Source organism: Streptomyces sp. NPDC087859 (assembly GCF_044742595.1).
Classification (GTDB): domain Bacteria; phylum Actinomycetota; class Actinomycetes; order Streptomycetales; family Streptomycetaceae; genus Streptomyces; species Streptomyces canus_F.
The window spans coordinates 24,781-43,015 of record NZ_JBIUUU010000011.1 but is presented as its reverse complement, the minus strand read 5'-3'; the positions used below and the strand labels follow the sequence as shown (position 1 = coordinate 43,015).

Genomic DNA, 18,235 nt, shown 5'->3' with positions numbered 1-18,235 from the left:
CTCAGCAGCGGCCCGGCCGGGCGTAGACGCTGATCTCCGCGCCCTGCACCCGGCGGGTGCCGCACCGCACGAAGTGCTCGGTCAGCACCTGTCGCTTGGCCTGCTCCTGGGCAGTCTGGTCGAGTGGCTGACCCACTGGGTCTCTCACCACGACGAGGCGCTCCGCTGCCAGCGTCCGGGCCCGGATCCGGGCGGCGGGCAGCTCCGTGCCGTACAGCGTGTGCGAGGCGACCGGCCCCCTTTCCAGGGCCAGGTCCCGCAGCCCGTGCACGGACCCGGGGTCCACCAGCGACCACACCCTGCGCCGCGACGGCATGTACAGCACCCCGTCACCGTCTCGCCCGGCCGCGCGCACGGCCTCCGCCACGGCGGTGACGTCGTCGGGACGGCTCTGCGGGGTCCGCAGGCTCAGTCCGACGGGCAGCAGCACGAGGACGGCGGCGCCCGCGGCCAGGACCGCGACCGCCCGGATCCGGCCCCGCGCCCGCAGCAACCGGTCGAGGGCGGCGCCGACCAGCAAGGCGGCGCCCGCGTGACCGTAGAGCACGTAACGGTCCACGAAGAGCGGCTTGAACGGGGTGGAGAGCAGCAGCAGGAGCGCGGGCAGCACCAGCAGGGCCAGTGCGAAGCCGGTCAGCGGGCCACGCCGGGCCGACGGGTCCCGCCGGAGCAGCACCGCGCAGACCAGCCCGAGCACGGTCACCCCGGCGAACCCCGCAAGGTCGCCGCTCACGCCGCCGATCCACGCGACCTGTGCCGACTGACCCATGCTCACCACGGCCAGCGGGGCGAGGCAGCCGCAGACCACGGCCGCCACCCGCAGCCCGGTGCGGCGGGCGGACCGGGGCAGGGCGATCAGGTGCGCGACCACGGCGAGTACGGCGAACTCGTGCAGCAGACACGCGGCCACCATGACCGCGCCGTAGCCGGCCCACACGCGACGCGAGCGCGTCTCGACCGCCCGCACCAGCAGATACGACGCCCATACCACCAGCATGCAGACGACTGCATACGATCGACCTTCTTGTGCATACCGTTGCACCGACGGCAGCAACGCGAACACGACCCCCGCCAGCAGCCCCGCCCGCGCCCCCGCCAGCCGACCGCCCAGCAGCGCCAGCGTCCCGCTCGCCACGGCGGTCGCCACGACCGATGGCAGCCGCAGCACCAGCAGCGGATCGGCGTCGCCGGACACCCCGAACAGGCCGTGCAGCAACAGGTAGTACAGGCCGTGCACGGCGTCCGCCTGGCCCAGCGTCGCCCACAGGTCGGGCAGCGAGCGGTGCGCCATGTCGTACGACACCGCCTCGTCCCGCCACATGCTGCCGCCGCGCCGGACGCCCCACAGGCCGAGGGCGAGAGCGAGGACGGCGGGCGGGAGCGCCGTCCGGTACGCACCTGGGCGCGGGTCGAAGGGCGTGCCCGGCAACCGTACGGGTCGCAGAAGAGGTCTGGGTGAGTGTGTGGTGGCGATGGCCGGCTCCGTGGCTCCGAGGCGGATGACGTGCGGTCGTGCACCACGAGTCCAGAGGCCGGGGGATTGATGGGCAGCCCGGATCGGGAACGCCTGTCAATTCGACCGGAGCGGTTGTCAACGCGCGGGGACGCCGCGAACGCAGGGGGGACGTGCATGGGGCGCCGTGAGAAACCACTGGATCCGGGGGGCGGCGCGGTCCAGCGATTCGCCTACGCACTGCGCAAGTTGCGCGACGAGGCGGGCACGCCGACGTACCGCTCGATGGCGCGGCAAGTGGGGTACTCGGGGCCTACGCTGTCCGCCGCGGCGGCCGGGGAGCGGTTGCCGACGCCGGCGGTGGTGCGGGCGTACGTCGTCGCGTGCGGAGGTGACCCCGAGGAGTGGGCGCGGCGGTGGAAGGAGGCGGTCGCCGAGGAGGGCGAGGCGCGCGTCCTTGCCGGCTCGGACGACGATCCCGGCCCGTACCCGGGGCTGGCCCGCTTCGGCACGGGCGACGGGGAGCACTTCCACGGGCGCGGCGAACTGATCGACGGACTGGTCCGGTTGACCGGCCGGGCGAGGATCACCGCGGTGGTGGGGGCGTCGGGGAGCGGCAAGTCGTCCCTGCTGCGGGCCGGGTTGATACCGGCGCTGCGTGGGAGCGCGGACCCGGTGCGGACGGCTGGGACGGTGGGCGCGTGGGGGCGTGCGGCGCCGGCGCGGACGGCCGGGGCGGCGGGGGTACGGGTGCGGGACGCCGCCGATACCGACTCCGGCTCCGGCACCGGCTCCGGCACCGATACCGACTCCGACGCCGGTTCCAGCGCCGCTGCCCGCGCGCCGCAACGGCCCGCCGCCATCCGTCTCCTCACCCCCGGGCCCCACCCCGCCCGCACCCACGAGGCCCTGTTCACCGCGCACTCCGGACCCGGCGACACTCTGCTCGTCGTCGACCAGTTCGAGGAGGTCTTCACGCTCTGTGCCGACCCGGCCGAACGCACCCGCTTCCTCGGGCAGTTGCTCACCGCGAACGACCCGGCGACGCGGCTGCGGGTCGTGATCGCCGTACGCGCCGACTTCTACGGCCGCTGCGCCGAACACGGCCCTCTCGCCGAGGCGTTGCGTGACTCCACCCTGCTCGTCGGCCCGATGACACCGGCCCAGCTGCGGGAGGCCGTGGTCCGGCCGGCCGCGGCACACCGGACCGTGGCCGAACGCGCTCTGACCGCCCGGATCGTCGCGGACGTCGCCCCTGAACCCGGCGGGCTGCCGCTGATGGCCCACGCGCTGCGCGAGGTCTGGCGGCGCCGCACCGGAAAGACACTCACGCTCGCCGCGTACGAGGCGGTCGGCGGCGTCCAGGGTGCCGTAGCGCACACCGCGGAGTCCGTCTACACCGCCTGCACAGCGGCCGAGGCGCCGGTCGTCCGGGCGCTGCTGCTGCGGCTGGTGAACCCCGGCGACGGCACCGAGGACACCCGGCGGCCCCTGGACCGTACAGAGCTGGACGCCGACGCAACCACCGCCAGAGTCCTCGAACGACTCGTCGGCGCCCGTCTGTTGACCGTCGACGGCGACATGGTCGAACTCGCCCACGAGGCCCTGATCACCGCCTGGCCCCGACTGCACGGCTGGGTGGACGAGGACCGCGACCGGTTGCGCCTGCACCGGAAACTGACCGAAGCGGCCCGCACCTGGGGCGAGTTGGGGCGGGATCCGGGCGCCCTGTACCGGGGGGTGCGGCTGACGGAGGCGCGGGAGGCCTTCGGGGACGGCGGCGATGGGACGCCGCAAGGCGAGTTGAGTCGTCTCGAACGTGACTTCCTCGCAGCGAGCGTCGATGCCCACGAGCAGAGCCGCCGGGCCGGCACCCGGGCGGCGCGCAGGCTGCGGGCGCTCACCGCCGGCCTCGCCGTGCTGCTGTGTCTGACCGTGGTCGCCGGTGCCACCGCCTGGCGGCAGAGCGACGTCAGTGCGCGGCAGCGCGACGAGGCCGAGGCCCGCAGGGCGGCCGCGCTGTCCGGCACCCTGCGCTCCGCCGAACCACGCACCGCGATGCGCCTCGCCCTCGCCGCCTGGCGCACCGCCGATCTGCCGGAGACCCGGGAGGCCCTGCGCACCGCCGCCGCACAGAGCGAGCAGGACGTGTTCACCCAGCCCGAGGCGGGCGGCCGCGCCCTCAACGCGCCCGCCTGGCTCGACCGGGACGGGCGGATCCTCACCACCGTCGTGCACGACAAGGCCGTTCAGTGGGACGTACGGACCCATCGGCGCATCCGGTCCGTCGAGCGGCCCGGGCTGTCGGAGAGCGTGCGTCAGGTCAGTGCCGACGGCAGGTTCGTCGCCTACCAGGGGCCCGGCCGCAAGGATGTGCTGATCGGCGGGCTGGTGGACGGGAGCGCACGCCGGCTGGCGGTAGGGGAGCGACCCGACACGGAGGTCACGTTCGGGGGCAGCGGGCGGACGGTCCTCGTCCGATGGCGGGCGCCGGGTGCGGACGACGGGCGCGCGACGCTCGAACTGTGGGACCTGCGGCGGCAGCGGGTCGTGATGCGGTACGAGCGCGGCAGCGACGACGGGGCGATGCCGGTGCTGAGCCACGACGACCGGTACCTCGCCTGGTGCGACCAGGACGGCGCGCGCCTGCGCGTCCTCGACGTCAGCACGGAAGACCTCGTCACCGGACACGCGCCCGCGGCGACCCAACGGGCCGTGTGCCAGGGCGAACTCACCTTCACCGCCGATCAGCGGGCCGTGGCCGCCGGCACCCCCGACGGGGTCGTGACCTGGGACTTCCGCGCGGGACGGGAGCGACCCCCGCTACCGCTCGACGGAGGCGCGCTCCTCGTGGAGTTCGCCGGCGACTACGCCGTGACCTGGGGTGTGGGCACCGTCGCGGTATGGCGCACGGACCTTCCGACACCGGCGGGCGACATGCCGCGAGAGCCGCTGCTGACGTATCCCGTGCAGAACTCGGCCCTCGGCGACTTCCGGCTGGACCTGGCCGAGGGCGTGCTGCGCTATCGCGAGGGCGGACGCACGAGCGTCGTGCGCACGCTCTCCCTGCACGGGCTGACGGGCCGCGGCTGGCGGGACGAGGCGGCGCCCGACTCGGCCGAGCGCCGCACGGTCGCCGGCGAGGAGACGGTCGCCGTCGACCCCACGGGCCGCACGGCACTCACCGACGAGGGAACGCTCGTGGATGTGACAACGGGCAGGCGGCTCAAGGGAGTCAAGGGTGTCCGCGGAGAGGACGTCCTCACCAGGGCCGTATTCAGCGCGGACGGCGGATATCTGGCCGCCGCCGACCCGCAGGGCCGCCTCACCCTCTGGGACGCCCGCAGCTGGCGCCGCCTCGCCGTTCTGCGGGGATCCGGATCGACCGTGCATCCGGCGGCCCTGGCCTTCTCCGCCGATGGGTCACTGCTCGCGGGCAGCGCGCCCGACGCGGCGGTGCAGGTGTGGGAGACGGGCTCGCCCGCCGTTCCCGCGGCCACACTGCGAGCCGGCGACGGGCCCGTACGAGATCTCCGATTCACCGCGGACGGCGGTCGGTTGCTCATCACGACCGCCCATCTTGCCGACCGCGCTGCCGCGCTGTCACCCCGGCGGGCGGCGGACCAGGTGTGCGCGCGGGCCGGGAGCGGCCTGACCACCACCGAGTGGCGCCGCCACTTCCCGTCCGCCGACTACCGTGCCACCTGCGGCACTTGACTTCGAGAACGCTTCAAGTGATCTACTCCCCGGCATCCGCAGGACACCACAGGGGGTAACCATGACCGACTCTCCGGTCGCACTGATCACCGGCGGCGGCAGCGGTATCGGCGCCGCGGTCGCCCGGCAACTGCTCGCTGCGGGCCACCGGGTGGCCGTCACCGGGCGAGGTGAGGAGCGGCTGCGCGGCTTCGCCGGGGAACTCGGCAACCCGACCGAGCTGCTGACGCTCGTCGGCAACGCGGCCGACTACGACAGTGTGCGGTCGGCGGTCGACCGTACGCTCAAGGAATTCGGCCGACTGGACACGGTCGTCGCCAACGCTGGCTTCGCCACCCACGACTCCGTCGCGGAAGGCGACCCCGCCGGCTGGACCGAGATGGTGCTGACCAACGTCCTGGGCCCGGCGCTGCTCATCCGCGCCTCCATCGACGCCCTGAAGGAGACGCGCGGCCGGATCGTGCTGGTCGGGAGCGTCGCCGGGTTCGTGCCCGGCCCGGGCAACATCTACGGGGCGACGAAGTGGGCGGTGACCGGGCTCGCCGAGAACACCCGGCGCCAGGTGACCGAGTGGGGCGTCGGGGTGACCCATATCGCGCCGGGCCGGGTGGAGACCCCCTTCTGGGACAGCTACGGCAGCCTCCCGCCCGGCCACCTCCTCACCGCCGACCAGATCGCCGACTCGGTGGTGTGGGCCATCCGGCAGCCAGAGGGCGTCGACGTGAACACCGTGGTCGTACGGCCGATCGGCCAGCCCAACTGACGAGCGCCAGGTCGGGCCGGTACCGGTCCGCGTGTGCGTCGCGCGGACCGGTGGCCGATGCATGGACGGTCGGGGCGCGGGTACGCGGGCGATCTCCGTAACCGTCGCGAGGACCGCTCCGTGGCACGTACCGACACCGTCCGAGACCGTCTGCGCCCGTCCCGGGAGCCCCTGGGCCCGCGCGGCGGGCAGGCGGTCGCCGCGCTGACGCTGGCCGTGTCGCCGGTGTGCATCGAACTGTCCGGCGCGGACGCCGGTACGGCCTCGGTGTACCGGTGTCTGCTGGCGCTGCCCGCGCTGGTGCTGCTGGTCCTTCCGGAGTACCGGCGCGAAGGCCCGCCGCCCCGGCGGCAGCTGGCGTACGGACTGGTGGGCGGGGTGCTGTTCGCGGGGGACATGCTGCTGTGGACGAAGGCGATCGGCGAGGTGGGCGCGGGACTGTCGACCGTGCTGGTCAATGTGCAGGTCGTCCTGGTGCCGCTGCTGGCCTGGGCGGTGGATCGTGAGTGCGTCCCGGGCCGTTTCCTGCTGTGGCTGCCGGTCCTGGTCGCCGGTGTGGCGCTCACCGGTGGGCTGTTCGAGAAGGGCGCGAGCGGCAGCGACCCCGCGGCGGGCACCCTCCACGCGATTCTGGCGGCTCTCAGCTACTCGGGTTTCCTGTTCCTCCTGCGCCGCGGCGGCTTCCACGGCCACGTCCGCACGACCTACACCGCGGTGGTCTTCTCGGCCACCGTCGCCTCGGCTCTCGGCGGCTGGGCCTGGGGCGCCCTCGACCTCGCCCCGCCCGCGGGCACCCTGGCCTGGCTCGCCCTGGCGGCGCTCACCAGCGGCATCATCGGCTGGCTCATGGTCGCCGTCTACTCGCCCCGGCTCCCGAGCCACGTCGGCGCGGTCCTGCTGCTCCTGACGCCCGTCGGCGCGTTGGCGCTGGGGGCGCTGGTACTGGGGGAGCGGCCCTCCCCTGCGCAGTGGGCCGGCGCCGCGCTGATCCTGGTCAGCGCGTACGCCACGGTGACCGGCCGAAGGGGCGCCCCCTCCTCGGAGGAGGACGCCCCTCGTGACGCCTAGCCGAACACCTTGACCTCACAGCCGGACACGTCGTCGATCGGGTCGACGTAGCAGCGGTCGTGGCCGGCGTGGCCGCGCACGCGGTCCTTCTCGTTGTCCCGGGCGTCGATCGTGTCGTCACCCGAGTTGCCCCGGAGCATGTCCTTCCCGGCGCCGCCCTTGAGCACGTCCCGTCCGAGGCCGCCGTCGAGGGTGTCCGGCCCGGGTCCGCCGTCCAGCGTGTCCTTGCCCGCGCTGCCCAGCAGGGTGTCCGGCCCGCGGCCGCCGAACAGCCTGTCGTTGCCCCAGTTCCAGGTGAAGTGGATTCCGTCGCCGCCGTCCACGGTGTCCTTGCCGTCGAACCCCCGCAGCTCGTCGGAGCCCGCATACCCCCGGATGACGTCCTCGCCCTCATCGCCCGTGACCCGGTCGTCGCCACTACCCGCGAGCAGGGTGTCGTTGCCCCTGCCCCCGCAGACCGTGTCCGCGCCGGCGCCGGAGTCGATCCTGTCGTTCCCGCCCAGCCCGTGCACCACATCCTTGGCCGCACCGGTGTTGAGGGTGTCCGGACCGCTGCCGCCCCACACCGTGGCGGGAGAGTTAAAGCAGTCCTGCGCTGCGGCCGCCGCGTCCGTCTGCGCCGCGAGGACCATGCCGCCGGCGAGGGCGACCGCCGCGCAGGCCGCGGTGAACGCCCCTGTCCGTGTTCGTGTCTCCATTGCTGAACCCCGTTTCTCGCTCGGATACCTGGAGACCACGGTGGACTCACCAAGCCCCCGCCACCATTCGCCATTTGACGAATCCTCAGGGCCCTCGACCGCAGAGGCGTACCGTCGAAGAAGTCCGGCGACAGGAGGCGGACATGAGCCGTCACTCGATCACGACACACGACCTGCGGACGATGTTCGACGTCCTCGACGAGGCCCGGCAGGACGACGGGGACGAGTTCCCGCCCCGCAGTCTCCTGCGCGGGCTGGGCCGGCTGATCCCTTGCGACCTGGCCGGGTTCGACGAGGTCGACAATCCCACCCGCCGGTATCTGCATCTCCAGGAGGAGGTGTACGCGAGCGACTACGGCGACGATCCGCACATCGAGGCCTATTGGCGCTGGCGGCACCAGCATCCGCACTGCCGACTCGCCGACCAGGCCTGCGGCCGTCTCCCGGTCGCCCAGAACCTGGACTACCAGTCCGCACGGGAGATACGGAACCAGGCCTTCTACAGCGAGTATCTGAAGCCCGTCGTCAACACGCTCTTCGTGATGCTGCCCAGCGCGCCCGGCCGCATCCGCACGTACAACTTCTCCCGGGAGACCTCACGCCGCTTCAGCGAACGCGACCGCCTCGTACTGGAGTTGATGCGTCCGCACCTGTACGCGGTCTACCGGGAGGCCGCGCTGCGCCGGCAGGCGCCGGTGCGGCTCACCGTCCGGGAACTCGACGTCATGCGGGCCGTCGCGGACGGGCTCGGCACCGACGCCATCGCCCGGCAGTTCGTCGTCGCGCCCAGTACCGTCCGCAAGCACCTGGAGAACACCTTCCGCAAGCTCGGCGTCTCCAGCCGTACCGCCGCCCTCGCGCGGCTGTTCCCCGAGCCCGAGGCGGGGACATGACGAAGGCCCGGGCGGCGCACCACCGCCCGGGCCCCGGAACGCCGTACCGTCAGGCCGCGTTGAACGTCGACGGGTCCGGGCCCAGCCGCCGGTCCTCGTTGAGCGCGCTGATCGCGGCGAGGTCCTCGGTGTCCAGGCTGAAGTCGAAGACCTCGATGTTCTCCTTGATCCGGGACGGAGTCACGGACTTGGGGATCACGACATTGCCCAGCTGAAGATGCCAGCGCAGGACGACCTGCGCCGGGGTGCGCCCGTGCTTCTGCGCGATGGCCACGACCGCCGGGACCTCCAGGAGACCCTTGCCCTGGCCGAGCGGCGACCAGGCCTCGGTGGCGATGCCCTGCTCCGCGTGGTACTCGCGGGCCGCGCGCTGCTGGAGGTGCGGGTGCAGCTCGATCTGGTCGACGGCCGGGATGACGGACGTCTCGGCGATCAGCCGCTCGAGGTGCGCGGGCTCGAAGTTGGACACACCGATGGCACGGACGCGGCCGTCGGCGTGCAGCTTCTCGAACGCCTTGTACGTGTCGACGTACAAGTCCCGCTCGGGGGTGGGCCAGTGGATCAGGTACAGATCCACGAAGTCCAGGCCGAGCTTCTCCAGCGAGGTGTCGAAGGCACGCAGGGTGGCGTCGTATCCCTGGTCGCTGTTCCAGAGCTTGGTGGTGACGAAAATGTCCTCGCGCGGGAGACCGGCGGCGGCGATCGCCTTGCCGGTGCCCTCTTCGTTGCCGTAGATCGCCGCTGTGTCGATGCTGCGGTACCCGGCCTCCAGAGCGGTGCTGACCGCCTGCTCGGCCTCGTCGTCCGGCACCTGCCAGACTCCGAACCCCAGCTGGGGCATCTCCACGCCGTTGTTGAGGATGATCGGGGGGACCTTGCTGCTCACGAGCTCTTGATCCTTACGGTTGCCGACAGGTGGTACTCCCATCGTCAACGATCAACCGCCCCGATGCATTCCTGACCGCGGAATCCGACAGAATCCGCCGGAAACAAGCTCAGGCCCGGTACAAGGCCTCGACCTCGCCGGCGTACGTCGTCTCGATCGCCTTGCGCTTCAGTTTCAGCGACGGCGTCAGCAGCCCGTGCTCCTCGGTGAACGGCTGCGCCAGGATGCGGAACGTACGGATCGACTCGGCCTGCGAGACCAGCGTGTTGGCGGCGACCACGGCCCGTCTGACCTCCGTCTCCAGGTCCGCGTCCCGCACCAGCTCGGCCGCCGTCAGCTGTGGTTTGCCGCGCATCGCCAGCCAGTGCTCGACGGCTTCCTGGTCGAGGGTGACCAGTGCGGCGATGTACGGGCGGTCGTTGCCCACGACGATGCACTGGGCGACCAGCGGATGGTCCCGGACGCGTTCCTCCAGCAGCCCGGGCGCCACGCTCTTGCCGCCCGAGGTGACCAGGATCTCCTTCTTGCGGCCGGTGATCGTGAGGAAGCCGTCCTCGTCCAGGGAGCCCAGGTCGCCGGTGGCGAGCCAGCCGTCGTGCAGGGTCTCGTCGGTGGCCTTCTGGTTGTTGAGGTAGCACTGGAACATGTTGGGACCGTGCAGCCAGATCTCGCCGTCGTCCGCGATGTGCACGGTGACGCCGGGGATGGGCTGGCCGACCGTGCCGTAGCGGGTGCGCCCGGGCGGGTTGGCGGTCGCGGCCGCCGTCGACTCGGTCAGGCCGTAGCCCTCGTAGATCTGCACGCCCGCGCCCGCGAAGAACAGGCCGAGCCGGCGGTCCATCGCGGAGCCGCCCGACATCGCGTTGCGGATGCGGCCGCCCATCGCGGCCCGCACCTTGGCGTAGACGAGCTTGTCGAAGAGCTGGTGCTGCACGCGTAGACCCGCCGAAGGGCCGGGCCCGATGCCCCAGGCCTTGGCCTCGACGGCCTCCGCGTACTTCACGGCGATCTCGACGGCCTTCTCGAAGGGCCCGGCCTTGCCCTCCTTCTCGGCCTTGCGGCGGGCGGCGTTGAAGACCTTCTCGAAGATGTACGGCACGGCGAGGATGAACGTCGGCTTGAACGCGGCCAGGTCCGGCAGCAGCGCGGCGGCGTTGAGCTGCGGCTGGTGCCCGAAGCGCACCCCGCGGCTGATCGCGGCGACCTCCACCATCCGCCCGAAGACGTGCGCGAGCGGCAGGAACAGGAGGGTCGCCGCCTCGTCGCCCTTCTTGGAGTGGAACACCGGCTCCCAGCGCTCGGCGACCGTGTCCGCCTCCCACATGAAGCTGCCGTGGGTGATGACACAGCCCTTGGGGCGGCCCGTGGTGCCCGAGGTGTAGATGATCGTGGCGACCGAGTCCGGGGTGACCGCCTGCCGGTGCCGGTGCACCACGTCGTCGTCGAGGGCGGCGCCCGCGTCGTACAGCTCGTGCACGGCGTCGGCGTCCAGCTGCCACAGCCGGTGCAGCTGCGGCAGCCGGTCGATGACGGTGGCGATCGTCATCGCGTGGTCCTCGTGCTCCACGACCGCGGCCGTGCACTCGGCGTCGTAGAGCATCCAGAAACACTGCTCGGCCGAGGAGGTGGGGTAGATCGGCACCACCTGGGCGCCGATCGTCCACAGGGCGTAGTCGAAGAGGGTCCACTCGTAGCGGGTGCGGGACATGATGGCGACCCGGTCACCGAACCGGATGCCCTGGGAGAGCAGCCCCTTGGCGAGGGCGAGCACCTCGTCCCGGAATTCCGCGGAGGAGACGTCACGCCACTGGTCCTGCTCGTCCTTGCGGCCGAGCGCGATGTGCAGCGGGTCCTCCTCGGCACGCCGGAAGACGACGTCGGCCAGTCCCCCCACGGGGGACGGCAACGCCAACGGAGGGTTGGTGAACTCGCGCAAACCCCGCTCCCCGCTCCCTGGTCCCCGTTCCTGGTGGCTCCGCACAGCGCCGTGAAAGCTACCCCACCCGGGGACGGGGCGGGAGGGGGTGCGGATCCGAGCGATGTTCGGGTACGCACTGGTCAGCGCCGGAAAATGCGCTCACATGGGGAAGGGTCGGACAGAAAACTGACGGTTGAGTAAGTTTCGGTCCCGTAATCTCCACCGAATCTGTACGACCCGGCTACGGACCCGGGCACGGCTCACGGCGGCTCGCGGAAGGATCAGTTCCGCCGCGCTGCCGTCTCCTCTGTCAGCGTCTTCGCGGCCGGATCCGTCACACCCGCCTCGCCGGCGACCGGCGCCCGGACCAGGGCGAGGACCAGCACCCCGCCGACCGTCGCCAGCGCACCCGCGGTCACCGCCGCCGTGTTGAGCCCCGAGGCGAACGCCGCCCGCAGCACCTGCTCCGGGAAGACGCCCCGCAGCGCCCCGGCGCCGCCGCCCGCGAGCGTGTGCGCCGCCTCGGGCGGCAGCGTGTCCCGCATCCGGGAGGTCAGCGCGGTACCGAAACCGGCGATCCCGAGCGCGTACCCGAGCTGCCGGAAGGTGTTCACCGCGCCACCGGCCATCCCCGCCCGCTCCGGCGGTACGGCGGCCAGCGCGGCCCCCGCGATACCGGGCGCCACCAGCCCCGTACCGAAGCCCACCAGCAGCAGCCCCGGCACCAGAACCGCCGCCCCCGACCCCGCGTCCAGCACCGCCATGCAGAACTGCCCCGAACCGATCAGCAGCAGCCCGCCCCCGACGGTGATCCGGACCGGCACCCCGTGCAGCAGACGCCCGCCGACCGCGGACACCACGAACGCGGCCAGCGACATCCACAGGAACACCAGCCCGCCGCGCACCGGGCTCATCCCCAGCACGGTCTGCAGCCAGATCGAGGTGTACGCCATCACCCCGAACGCCGCCGCGTTGTAGGCGAGCGCCCCCGCCATCACCCCACTGAACGCGGGGCGCAGGAACAGCCGCAGATCCAGCAGCGGATCGGCCACCCGCCGCTCCACCACGACGAAGCAGACCAGCGCGAGCGCCGCGAGCCCGAACGAGGCGAGGGTGCCGGCCGCGGTCCAGCCGTGCGAGCCGGCCCGCACCGCCCCGTACGTCACCCCGCCCGCGAAGCCCGCGAACGTCACCGTGCCCGCCCAGTCCACCCGGCGCCCGCGCGCCGCCCGCGACTCGGGCACGAGCCGCAGCGTCAGCCACACCGCGGCCACGCTCACCGGCAGATTGACGTAGAAGATCCACCGCCAGCCCGGCCCGTCGGTCAGCAGCCCGCCGAGCACCGGCCCCACCGCGGCCGCCCCGCCGCTCACCGCGCCCCACACACCGAGCGCCACCGACCGCCTCCGCCCCTGGTAGACCGAGCCCAGCAGCGGCAGCGTCGTCGCGAACATCGCCGCCGCGCCCACCCCCTGCAGTCCCCGTGCCGCGACCAGCGCCCCCGGCCCGGAGGCGAGGCCGCACAGCAGCGACGCCACCGCGAACACCACGACACCCGCCACATGCACCCGCCGGTGCCCGAGCACATCGGCCGCGGCCCCGATCCCGAGCAGCAGCGCGGCCAGCGCCAGCGCGTACCCGTCCATCACCCACTGCAGATCGCTCAGCGACGCGTCCAGCGCACGCGCCATGTCCGGCAGCGCGACGATCGCGATCGTCACATCCAGCAACAACATGAACGTGCCCAGGCACACCGCGGTGAGCGGCCCCCATGTACGCATGTCCTCAACTCCTCGTCCGTGGGCTGCGTAGCGGTTCGTACGATGGCTCCGATACGGACGATCCCATCGGTGATGGGTATCAGAGCGCCGGAACTCGACAGGAGAAGGCATGTTGACGCTGGAATCCACCGTTCTGGACGCCCTCGACCTCCAATTGCTCTCGGCGCTCGAGGTCAACGGCCGCGCCTCCTTCAGCCGTCTCGGCGCGGTGCTCGGGGCCTCCGACCAGACGATCGCCCGCCGCTACCGCAAGCTGTGCGCCGAGGCCGGGCTGCGGGTCCTCGCGCTCCGCGACGCGTACGTCCTCGGCGCGGACCAGTGGATGCTCCGGTTCCGCTGTGCGCCCGACAGCGCCCCCAGCATCTCCGACGCCCTCGCCAAACGACCCGACACGTCCTGGATCGGACTGGCCTCCGGGGGCACCGAGATCGTCTGCATGACCCTGCCGCGCAGCTCCGGCGACCACGACGAACTGCTCCTCGGCAAACTGCCTCGCACCCCGAGCGTCGTGGACATCCGCGCCCACCAGCTGCTCCACCGCTTCTACGGCGGCCCGGGCGGCTGGTCGGGGAAGTTCGGCGCGCTCACCGGCGAACAGGTCGCCGCCCTGCGACCGCACCCGCGGCCCGCGCCCGGACCGGTCCGTCCCGAACCCGACGACGAACCCCTGCTCGCCGTCCTCCGGCGCGACGGACGGGCGGGCTACCCCGAACTCCAGCGGGCCACCGGCCGCTCCGAGTCCGCCGTCAAACGCCGCCTCGCCACGCTGCTCGGCTCCGGGGCCGTGTACATCGACATCGAGTACCACTCCGAGGTGCTCGGCTATCCGCGGGCGGCCTGTCTGTGGATCACCGCCGCCCCGGGCGCCCTGACCTCCGTGGGCCGGGCCCTCGCCGGTCACGACGAGGTCGCCTTCGCCAGCGCCACGGCCGGCCCGTCCAACCTCGTCGCGACCGTGGTCGTCCGGGACGCGGCGGGTCTGTACGCCTACCTGAGCGGGCCCCTGGGCCGGCTGGAGGGGGTCCAGCACGTGGAGGCGACGCCGTTCCTGCGCCGGGTGAAGCAGCTGACGTACGCGATGCCCGGCCGCTAACGCCGGTGCAGCCGGTCCCCGCCCGTCAGGATCGCCGCCGCCAGCGCGTCCGCCGCGCCCTGGGCCGCCGTGCGTCTGCGGCCGTGGACCAGGACGAAGTCGACCCGGCCGAGTTCGGGCAGACCCGCGCGGTCCGGCACACGGACCAGGCCCGGTGGGACCAGGCCGTGGGAGTGGGCCATCACGCCGAGGCCGGCGCGGGCCGCGGCGACGAGGCCGTTGAGGCTGCCGCTGGTGCAGACGATGCGCCACTCACGGCCCTGACGCTCCAGCGCCTCCAGGGCGAGGGCGCGGGTGATACCCGGCGGGGGATAGACGATCAGCGGAACCGGGCGGTCCGCCTCGAGGCGGAGCCGTTCCGCGCCGATCCACACCAGCTTGTCGTGCCAGACGAGTTCACCGCGCGGATCCTCCGGCCGCCGCTTCGCCAGCACCAGATCCAGCTTCCCGGCCTCCAACTGCTCGTGCAGGGTGCCCGAGAGCTCGACGGTCAGCTCCAGGTCGACCTCGGGATGGTCGTGGCGGAAGCCCTCCAGGATCTCCGGCAGCCGGGTCAGCACGAAATCCTCCGACGCGCCGAAGCGCAACCGGCCGCGGAGCCGGGTACCCGTGAAAAATGCCGACGCCTGCTCGTGCACGTCCAGAATCCGGCGCGCGAAGCCGAGCATCGCCTCGCCGTCCTCCGTCAGCTCCACGGAGTGGGTGTCCCGGGTGAACAACTGCCGCCCCGTGGCGTCCTCCAGCCGCCGTACGTGCTGGCTGACCGTCGACTGGCGCAGCCCGAGCCGCCGGGCCGCCTGCGTGAAACTCAGCGTCTGCGCCACCGCCAGGAACGTACGCAACTGCGACGGGTCGTACATGAGCCGGAGCTTATCGCGGAACGTGATGACAGTCAGTGCCGTATGCCGGATTCCCGATCGCGGTCCGGAGGAGGACGATGAACGGGGGTCCTGCGGCCCCGGTACCGCCGACAGACACCAGCTAGATGGAGCACCGTGAAACGCCTGCGTTGGCCGACTTGGATGCCGATCGACCCGTACATCCTGCTGCTCCTGGGAACGGTGGGCCTCGCCGCCCTCCTCCCGGCGCGCGGGACGGGCGCGGACGTCGCCTCCGGAGCCTCCACCGCCGCGATCGCCTTCCTCTTCTTCCTCTACGGCGCCCGCCTCTCCACCCGTGAGGCGATGGAGGGGGTCAAGCACTGGCGGCTCCATGTCACGGTCCTGGCCTGCACCTTCCTCATATTCCCGCTCCTCGGCATGGCCGCCCGCGGCCTCGTCCCGGTGCTGCTGACCCAACCGCTCTACCAGGGCCTGCTCTTCCTCACCCTCGTCCCCTCGACCATCCAGTCGTCGATCGCCTTCACCTCCATGGCCCGCGGCAACGTGCCCGCGGCGATCTGCGCCGGCTCGTTCTCCTCGCTGGTCGGCATCGTCATCACCCCGCTGCTGGCCGCCGCCCTGCTCGGCAGCAGCGCCGGCGGCTTCTCCGCCGACTCGCTCGTCCAGATCGTGCTCCAGCTGCTGGTGCCGTTCGTCGCCGGGCAGCTGCTGCGCCGCTGGATCGGCGGCTTCGTCACCCGGCACAAGAAGGTCCTCGGACTGGTCGACCGCGGCTCGATCCTCCTCGTCGTCTACACCGCGTTCAGCGAGGGCATGGTCCAGGGCATCTGGCACCAGGTGAGCCCGATCAGGCTGGCCGGGCTGCTCATGGTCGAGGCCGTACTGCTCGCCGTGATGCTGGCGCTGACCTGGTACGGCGCAAAGGCGCTCCGCTTCGACCGCGAGGACCGGATCGCGATCCAGTTCGCGGGCTCGAAGAAGTCCCTCGCCTCCGGACTGCCCATGGCGAGCGTGCTCTTCGGCGCGCACGCGTCGCTGGCGGTACTGCCGCTGATGCTCTTCCACCAGATGCAGCTGATGGTGTGCGCGGTGATCGCCAAGCGCCGCTCCCACGACCTGGGCGCGGAGGGGCGGCCGGGGGAGGAGCCGGGGGCCGAGGTCACTTCGTCGGCCTCAGCGTCAGCGTCACGAACCGCGGTCGGTACAGGGACACGTTCCGGTTGAGCTGCGCCGCCGCGGCGGCCGGCTCCAGCCAGTTCACGTCGTAGCTGAGCACCAGCCGTCCGCCGCCGCCCAGTTCGGTGTGGACCTGCGGGTTGTACGCCGCGACCTCGCCCTCCGGCAGCGCGGCACCGAGGTTCCTGGTCGGCCCGTGCCACGGACCGGTGGGGGAGCAGGCCCAGTACGAGGTGACGGTGGTCAGTCCCGCGGTACCCGCCGCCATGGTGAACAGCACGTACGTGCCGTCCTTGCGCACCACGGAGAAGGCGCTGCCGACCCCGGTGCGCTTGTGCCGGTTGCCGAGCACCGGGGCCGGGCGGCCTCCGGAGGCCCATGTGGAGCCGTTCCAGTACTGCCAGGCCGCGGGCTCCCCGAGCCTGCCCTCCGGGACCCGCGCCACATACGCCGACGAGACCGGACGGGACACCGCCTGGCCGTCGTCGCCGCCGAAGACGTACGTCCAGCCGTCCTCCTTGATCAGCGTGGTGCCGAACAGGACACGCCGGGAGGCGTCCGGGACCAGCTGCTGGTCGAACACCTTGGTGATGGACTCGACCCGCAGATCGGGCAGCGAGAGCGTGGCCACCTCGGTGGCCGTCGGCATCCCGTAGATCCACGGCGCCGCCCCCGCCGTCCGCACCCACAGCAGCACCCGCACGACCCGCTCGTCCGACCCGGGCGCACGCGGCTCGACCCGCGCCGCGACCGGCCACCGCCACTGGTTGGGCGCCGGGTCGGGGAAGAGCGGGGCCGGCAGGGTGGTCTCCAGCCGGCCCTCGCGCATCAGCACCGCGGAATTGCGGACCAGCGGGGCGGTGGTGTCCCGCCAGGCGAAGGACTCGCCGACCGGGTTGGGCGGGGCGTACACCTGGCCGAGATAGGTGTCCGAGAACAGCCACAGCACCCGGCCGTCCGGCAGCCGCACCGAGTGGGTGCCGTCACCGCCGGTCCAGTCGTCGGCGCGGGTGGCGTCATCGCCGTAGCGGGCGAACTCGCCGGTGAGCCGGTCGTCCGCCGACCACGCGCCGACGGTGTGCGGTATGCAGTCGCCCGCATCCTGCCGATCGTCGTCCTTGGGCAGGGCCGTGAGCAGCACGGCCCCGAGAACCAGGGCCAGCAACAGGCCGAGCCCCGTTCCCGTCCGCTGTCGTGCTCGTATGTCCTCGGGCACCCACGGGACGTTAGTGGCTCTTGCTCGTCCGGTCCATGGGCAGCCGGAGGAACGTGATGCCGAACGGGGCGGCGCCCGGGGCCGGCGTACGGCGTCGCCGAACGCGGTTGATTCCCGGGCCTGTTGATCCGGATTTCCGGTACGGACGGCTGACGGCGGATAACGTTCCGTCATGACCGAACCCGTCACCCTCGATCCGGCGCGCAGTGCCCTCGTCCTCGTCGATCTGATGGACCGGATCGTCGCGCTGCCCCTGGAGCCCCGCAAGGGCACCGAAGTCCTCGCTGTCTCCGAGGAGTTGGCGACCGCCTTCCGTTCGGCGGGCGCCCCTGTCGTCCTCGTCCGCGTCGAACGCCCCGGGGTCGCCGAACAGCCGCCCGGCAGCGGGCTGGTGACCGGCCTCGCCCGGGACGGCGACGTCGAGATCGTGAAGCGGACCATCGGCGGCTTCCAGGGCACCGGCCTCGACGACCGCCTCCGTGAACTCGGCGTCACCACCCTCGTGTTCGGCGGCATCGCCACCAACCTCGGCGTGGAGTCCACCGCCCGCGCCGCAGGCGACCTCGGCTACGACCTCGTCTTCGTCGAGGACGCCATGGCCGCGTTCACGACGGCCGAGCACGAGGCGTCCGTGCGGCTGGACTTCCCCCGGCTGGGGTCGGTGGTACGCGCGGCGGAGCTGACCCTCAGCCGGGGCTGAACCCCGGGGCGGGACCCCGGGGCTCGCCGGT

14 protein-coding genes are annotated in these 18,235 nt (G+C 72.5%); 7 read left to right on the top strand and 7 right to left on the bottom strand.

From position 1 onward, the window contains the following. Position 1: 1 nt before the first annotated feature. Complete coding sequence (locus ACIOHP_RS26705) at positions 2 to 1,429, bottom strand: glycosyltransferase family 39 protein (RefSeq protein WP_401891539.1); 1,428 nt, start codon at positions 1,427 to 1,429, stop codon at positions 2 to 4. Positions 1,430 to 1,630: 201 nt separating this feature from the next. Between ACIOHP_RS26705 and ACIOHP_RS26700 the strand changes: the two genes are divergently transcribed. From ACIOHP_RS26700 to ACIOHP_RS26690, 3 genes are all read left to right on the top strand, one after another. Then, positions 1,631 to 5,170, top strand: coding sequence for a hypothetical protein (locus tag ACIOHP_RS26700; protein ID WP_401891537.1), 3,540 nt, complete (start codon positions 1,631 to 1,633; stop codon positions 5,168 to 5,170). Between the two features lie 61 nt (positions 5,171 to 5,231). Then, positions 5,232 to 5,933 (top strand): SDR family oxidoreductase, encoded by a 702-nt coding sequence (locus tag ACIOHP_RS26695; protein ID WP_401891535.1) that lies wholly within the window; start codon positions 5,232 to 5,234, stop codon positions 5,931 to 5,933. Positions 5,934 to 6,053: 120 nt separating this feature from the next. Further along, positions 6,054 to 7,001 (top strand): DMT family transporter, encoded by a 948-nt coding sequence (locus ACIOHP_RS26690; protein WP_401891534.1) that lies wholly within the window; start codon positions 6,054 to 6,056, stop codon positions 6,999 to 7,001. Here ACIOHP_RS26690 and ACIOHP_RS26685 read toward each other — a convergent pair. Next, a complete protein-coding gene (locus ACIOHP_RS26685) occupies positions 6,998 to 7,699 on the bottom strand; it encodes a calcium-binding protein (protein ID WP_401891532.1) in 702 nt (233 codons plus the stop codon). The two genes, ACIOHP_RS26690 and ACIOHP_RS26685, sit on opposite strands and share 4 nt — an antisense overlap. Before the next feature lie 143 nt (positions 7,700 to 7,842). On the opposite strand from ACIOHP_RS26685, the gene ACIOHP_RS26680 reads away from it, so the two are divergent. Continuing rightward, a complete protein-coding gene (locus ACIOHP_RS26680) occupies positions 7,843 to 8,592 on the top strand; it encodes a LuxR C-terminal-related transcriptional regulator (RefSeq protein ID WP_401891530.1) in 750 nt (249 codons plus the stop codon). Positions 8,593 to 8,641: 49 nt separating this feature from the next. Here the strand turns inward: ACIOHP_RS26680 and ACIOHP_RS26675 are convergent, their stop codons facing one another. The 3 genes from ACIOHP_RS26675 to ACIOHP_RS26665 form a co-directional block, all read right to left on the bottom strand. Continuing rightward, the gene (locus ACIOHP_RS26675; protein WP_361541041.1) at positions 8,642 to 9,478 is read right to left on the bottom strand and encodes an aldo/keto reductase; all 837 of its coding nucleotides are present in this window, start codon (positions 9,476 to 9,478) and stop codon (positions 8,642 to 8,644) included. A gap of 109 nt (positions 9,479 to 9,587) precedes the next feature. Then, positions 9,588 to 11,414, bottom strand: a complete 1,827-nt coding sequence (locus ACIOHP_RS26670; protein ID WP_401891529.1) for an AMP-dependent synthetase/ligase — start codon at positions 11,412 to 11,414, stop codon at positions 9,588 to 9,590. A gap of 263 nt (positions 11,415 to 11,677) precedes the next feature. Beyond that, on the bottom strand, positions 11,678 to 13,177 hold the full coding sequence (locus ACIOHP_RS26665; RefSeq protein ID WP_361541035.1) for an MFS transporter: 1,500 nt from the start codon (positions 13,175 to 13,177) through the stop codon (positions 11,678 to 11,680). Between the two features lie 109 nt (positions 13,178 to 13,286). Between ACIOHP_RS26665 and ACIOHP_RS26660 the strand changes: the two genes are divergently transcribed. Beyond that, a complete protein-coding gene (locus ACIOHP_RS26660) occupies positions 13,287 to 14,270 on the top strand; it encodes an Lrp/AsnC family transcriptional regulator (protein WP_401891527.1) in 984 nt (327 codons plus the stop codon). Here ACIOHP_RS26660 and ACIOHP_RS26655 read toward each other — a convergent pair. Beyond that, complete coding sequence (locus ACIOHP_RS26655; RefSeq protein ID WP_401891525.1) at positions 14,267 to 15,130, bottom strand: LysR substrate-binding domain-containing protein; 864 nt, start codon at positions 15,128 to 15,130, stop codon at positions 14,267 to 14,269. The genes ACIOHP_RS26660 and ACIOHP_RS26655 overlap by 4 nt on opposite strands. A 162-nt stretch (positions 15,131 to 15,292) precedes the next feature. Between ACIOHP_RS26655 and ACIOHP_RS26650 the strand changes: the two genes are divergently transcribed. After that, the gene (locus ACIOHP_RS26650) at positions 15,293 to 16,336 is read left to right on the top strand and encodes a bile acid:sodium symporter family protein (protein WP_401891875.1); all 1,044 of its coding nucleotides are present in this window, start codon (positions 15,293 to 15,295) and stop codon (positions 16,334 to 16,336) included. Here the strand turns inward: ACIOHP_RS26650 and ACIOHP_RS26645 are convergent. Beyond that, positions 16,272 to 17,504 (bottom strand): DUF4185 domain-containing protein, encoded by a 1,233-nt coding sequence (locus tag ACIOHP_RS26645; protein ID WP_401891523.1) that lies wholly within the window; start codon positions 17,502 to 17,504, stop codon positions 16,272 to 16,274. The genes ACIOHP_RS26650 and ACIOHP_RS26645 overlap by 65 nt on opposite strands. Before the next feature lie 172 nt (positions 17,505 to 17,676). On the opposite strand from ACIOHP_RS26645, the gene ACIOHP_RS26640 reads away from it, so the two are divergent. Continuing rightward, the gene (locus tag ACIOHP_RS26640; protein ID WP_401891522.1) at positions 17,677 to 18,204 is read left to right on the top strand and encodes an isochorismatase family protein; all 528 of its coding nucleotides are present in this window, start codon (positions 17,677 to 17,679) and stop codon (positions 18,202 to 18,204) included. Positions 18,205 to 18,235 lie beyond the last annotated feature (31 nt).

What these genes read in the sequence shown, in the direction of transcription:
- ACIOHP_RS26700 (WP_401891537.1), top strand. Translation starts at nt 1,631, where the DNA reads ATGGGGCGCCGTGAGAAACCACTGGATCCGGGGGGCGGCGCGGTCCAG.
- ACIOHP_RS26695 (WP_401891535.1), top strand. Translation starts at nt 5,232, where the DNA reads ATGACCGACTCTCCGGTCGCACTGATCACCGGCGGCGGCAGCGGTATC.
- ACIOHP_RS26685 (WP_401891532.1), bottom strand. Translation starts at nt 7,699, where the DNA reads ATGGAGACACGAACACGGACAGGGGCGTTCACCGCGGCCTGCGCGGCG.
- ACIOHP_RS26680 (WP_401891530.1), top strand. Translation starts at nt 7,843, where the DNA reads ATGAGCCGTCACTCGATCACGACACACGACCTGCGGACGATGTTCGAC.
- ACIOHP_RS26665 (WP_361541035.1), bottom strand. Translation starts at nt 13,177, where the DNA reads ATGCGTACATGGGGGCCGCTCACCGCGGTGTGCCTGGGCACGTTCATG.
- ACIOHP_RS26660 (WP_401891527.1), top strand. Translation starts at nt 13,287, where the DNA reads ATGTTGACGCTGGAATCCACCGTTCTGGACGCCCTCGACCTCCAATTG.
- ACIOHP_RS26655 (WP_401891525.1), bottom strand. Translation starts at nt 15,130, where the DNA reads ATGTACGACCCGTCGCAGTTGCGTACGTTCCTGGCGGTGGCGCAGACG.
- ACIOHP_RS26650 (WP_401891875.1), top strand. Translation starts at nt 15,293, where the DNA reads ATGCCGATCGACCCGTACATCCTGCTGCTCCTGGGAACGGTGGGCCTC.
- ACIOHP_RS26640 (WP_401891522.1), top strand. Translation starts at nt 17,677, where the DNA reads ATGACCGAACCCGTCACCCTCGATCCGGCGCGCAGTGCCCTCGTCCTC.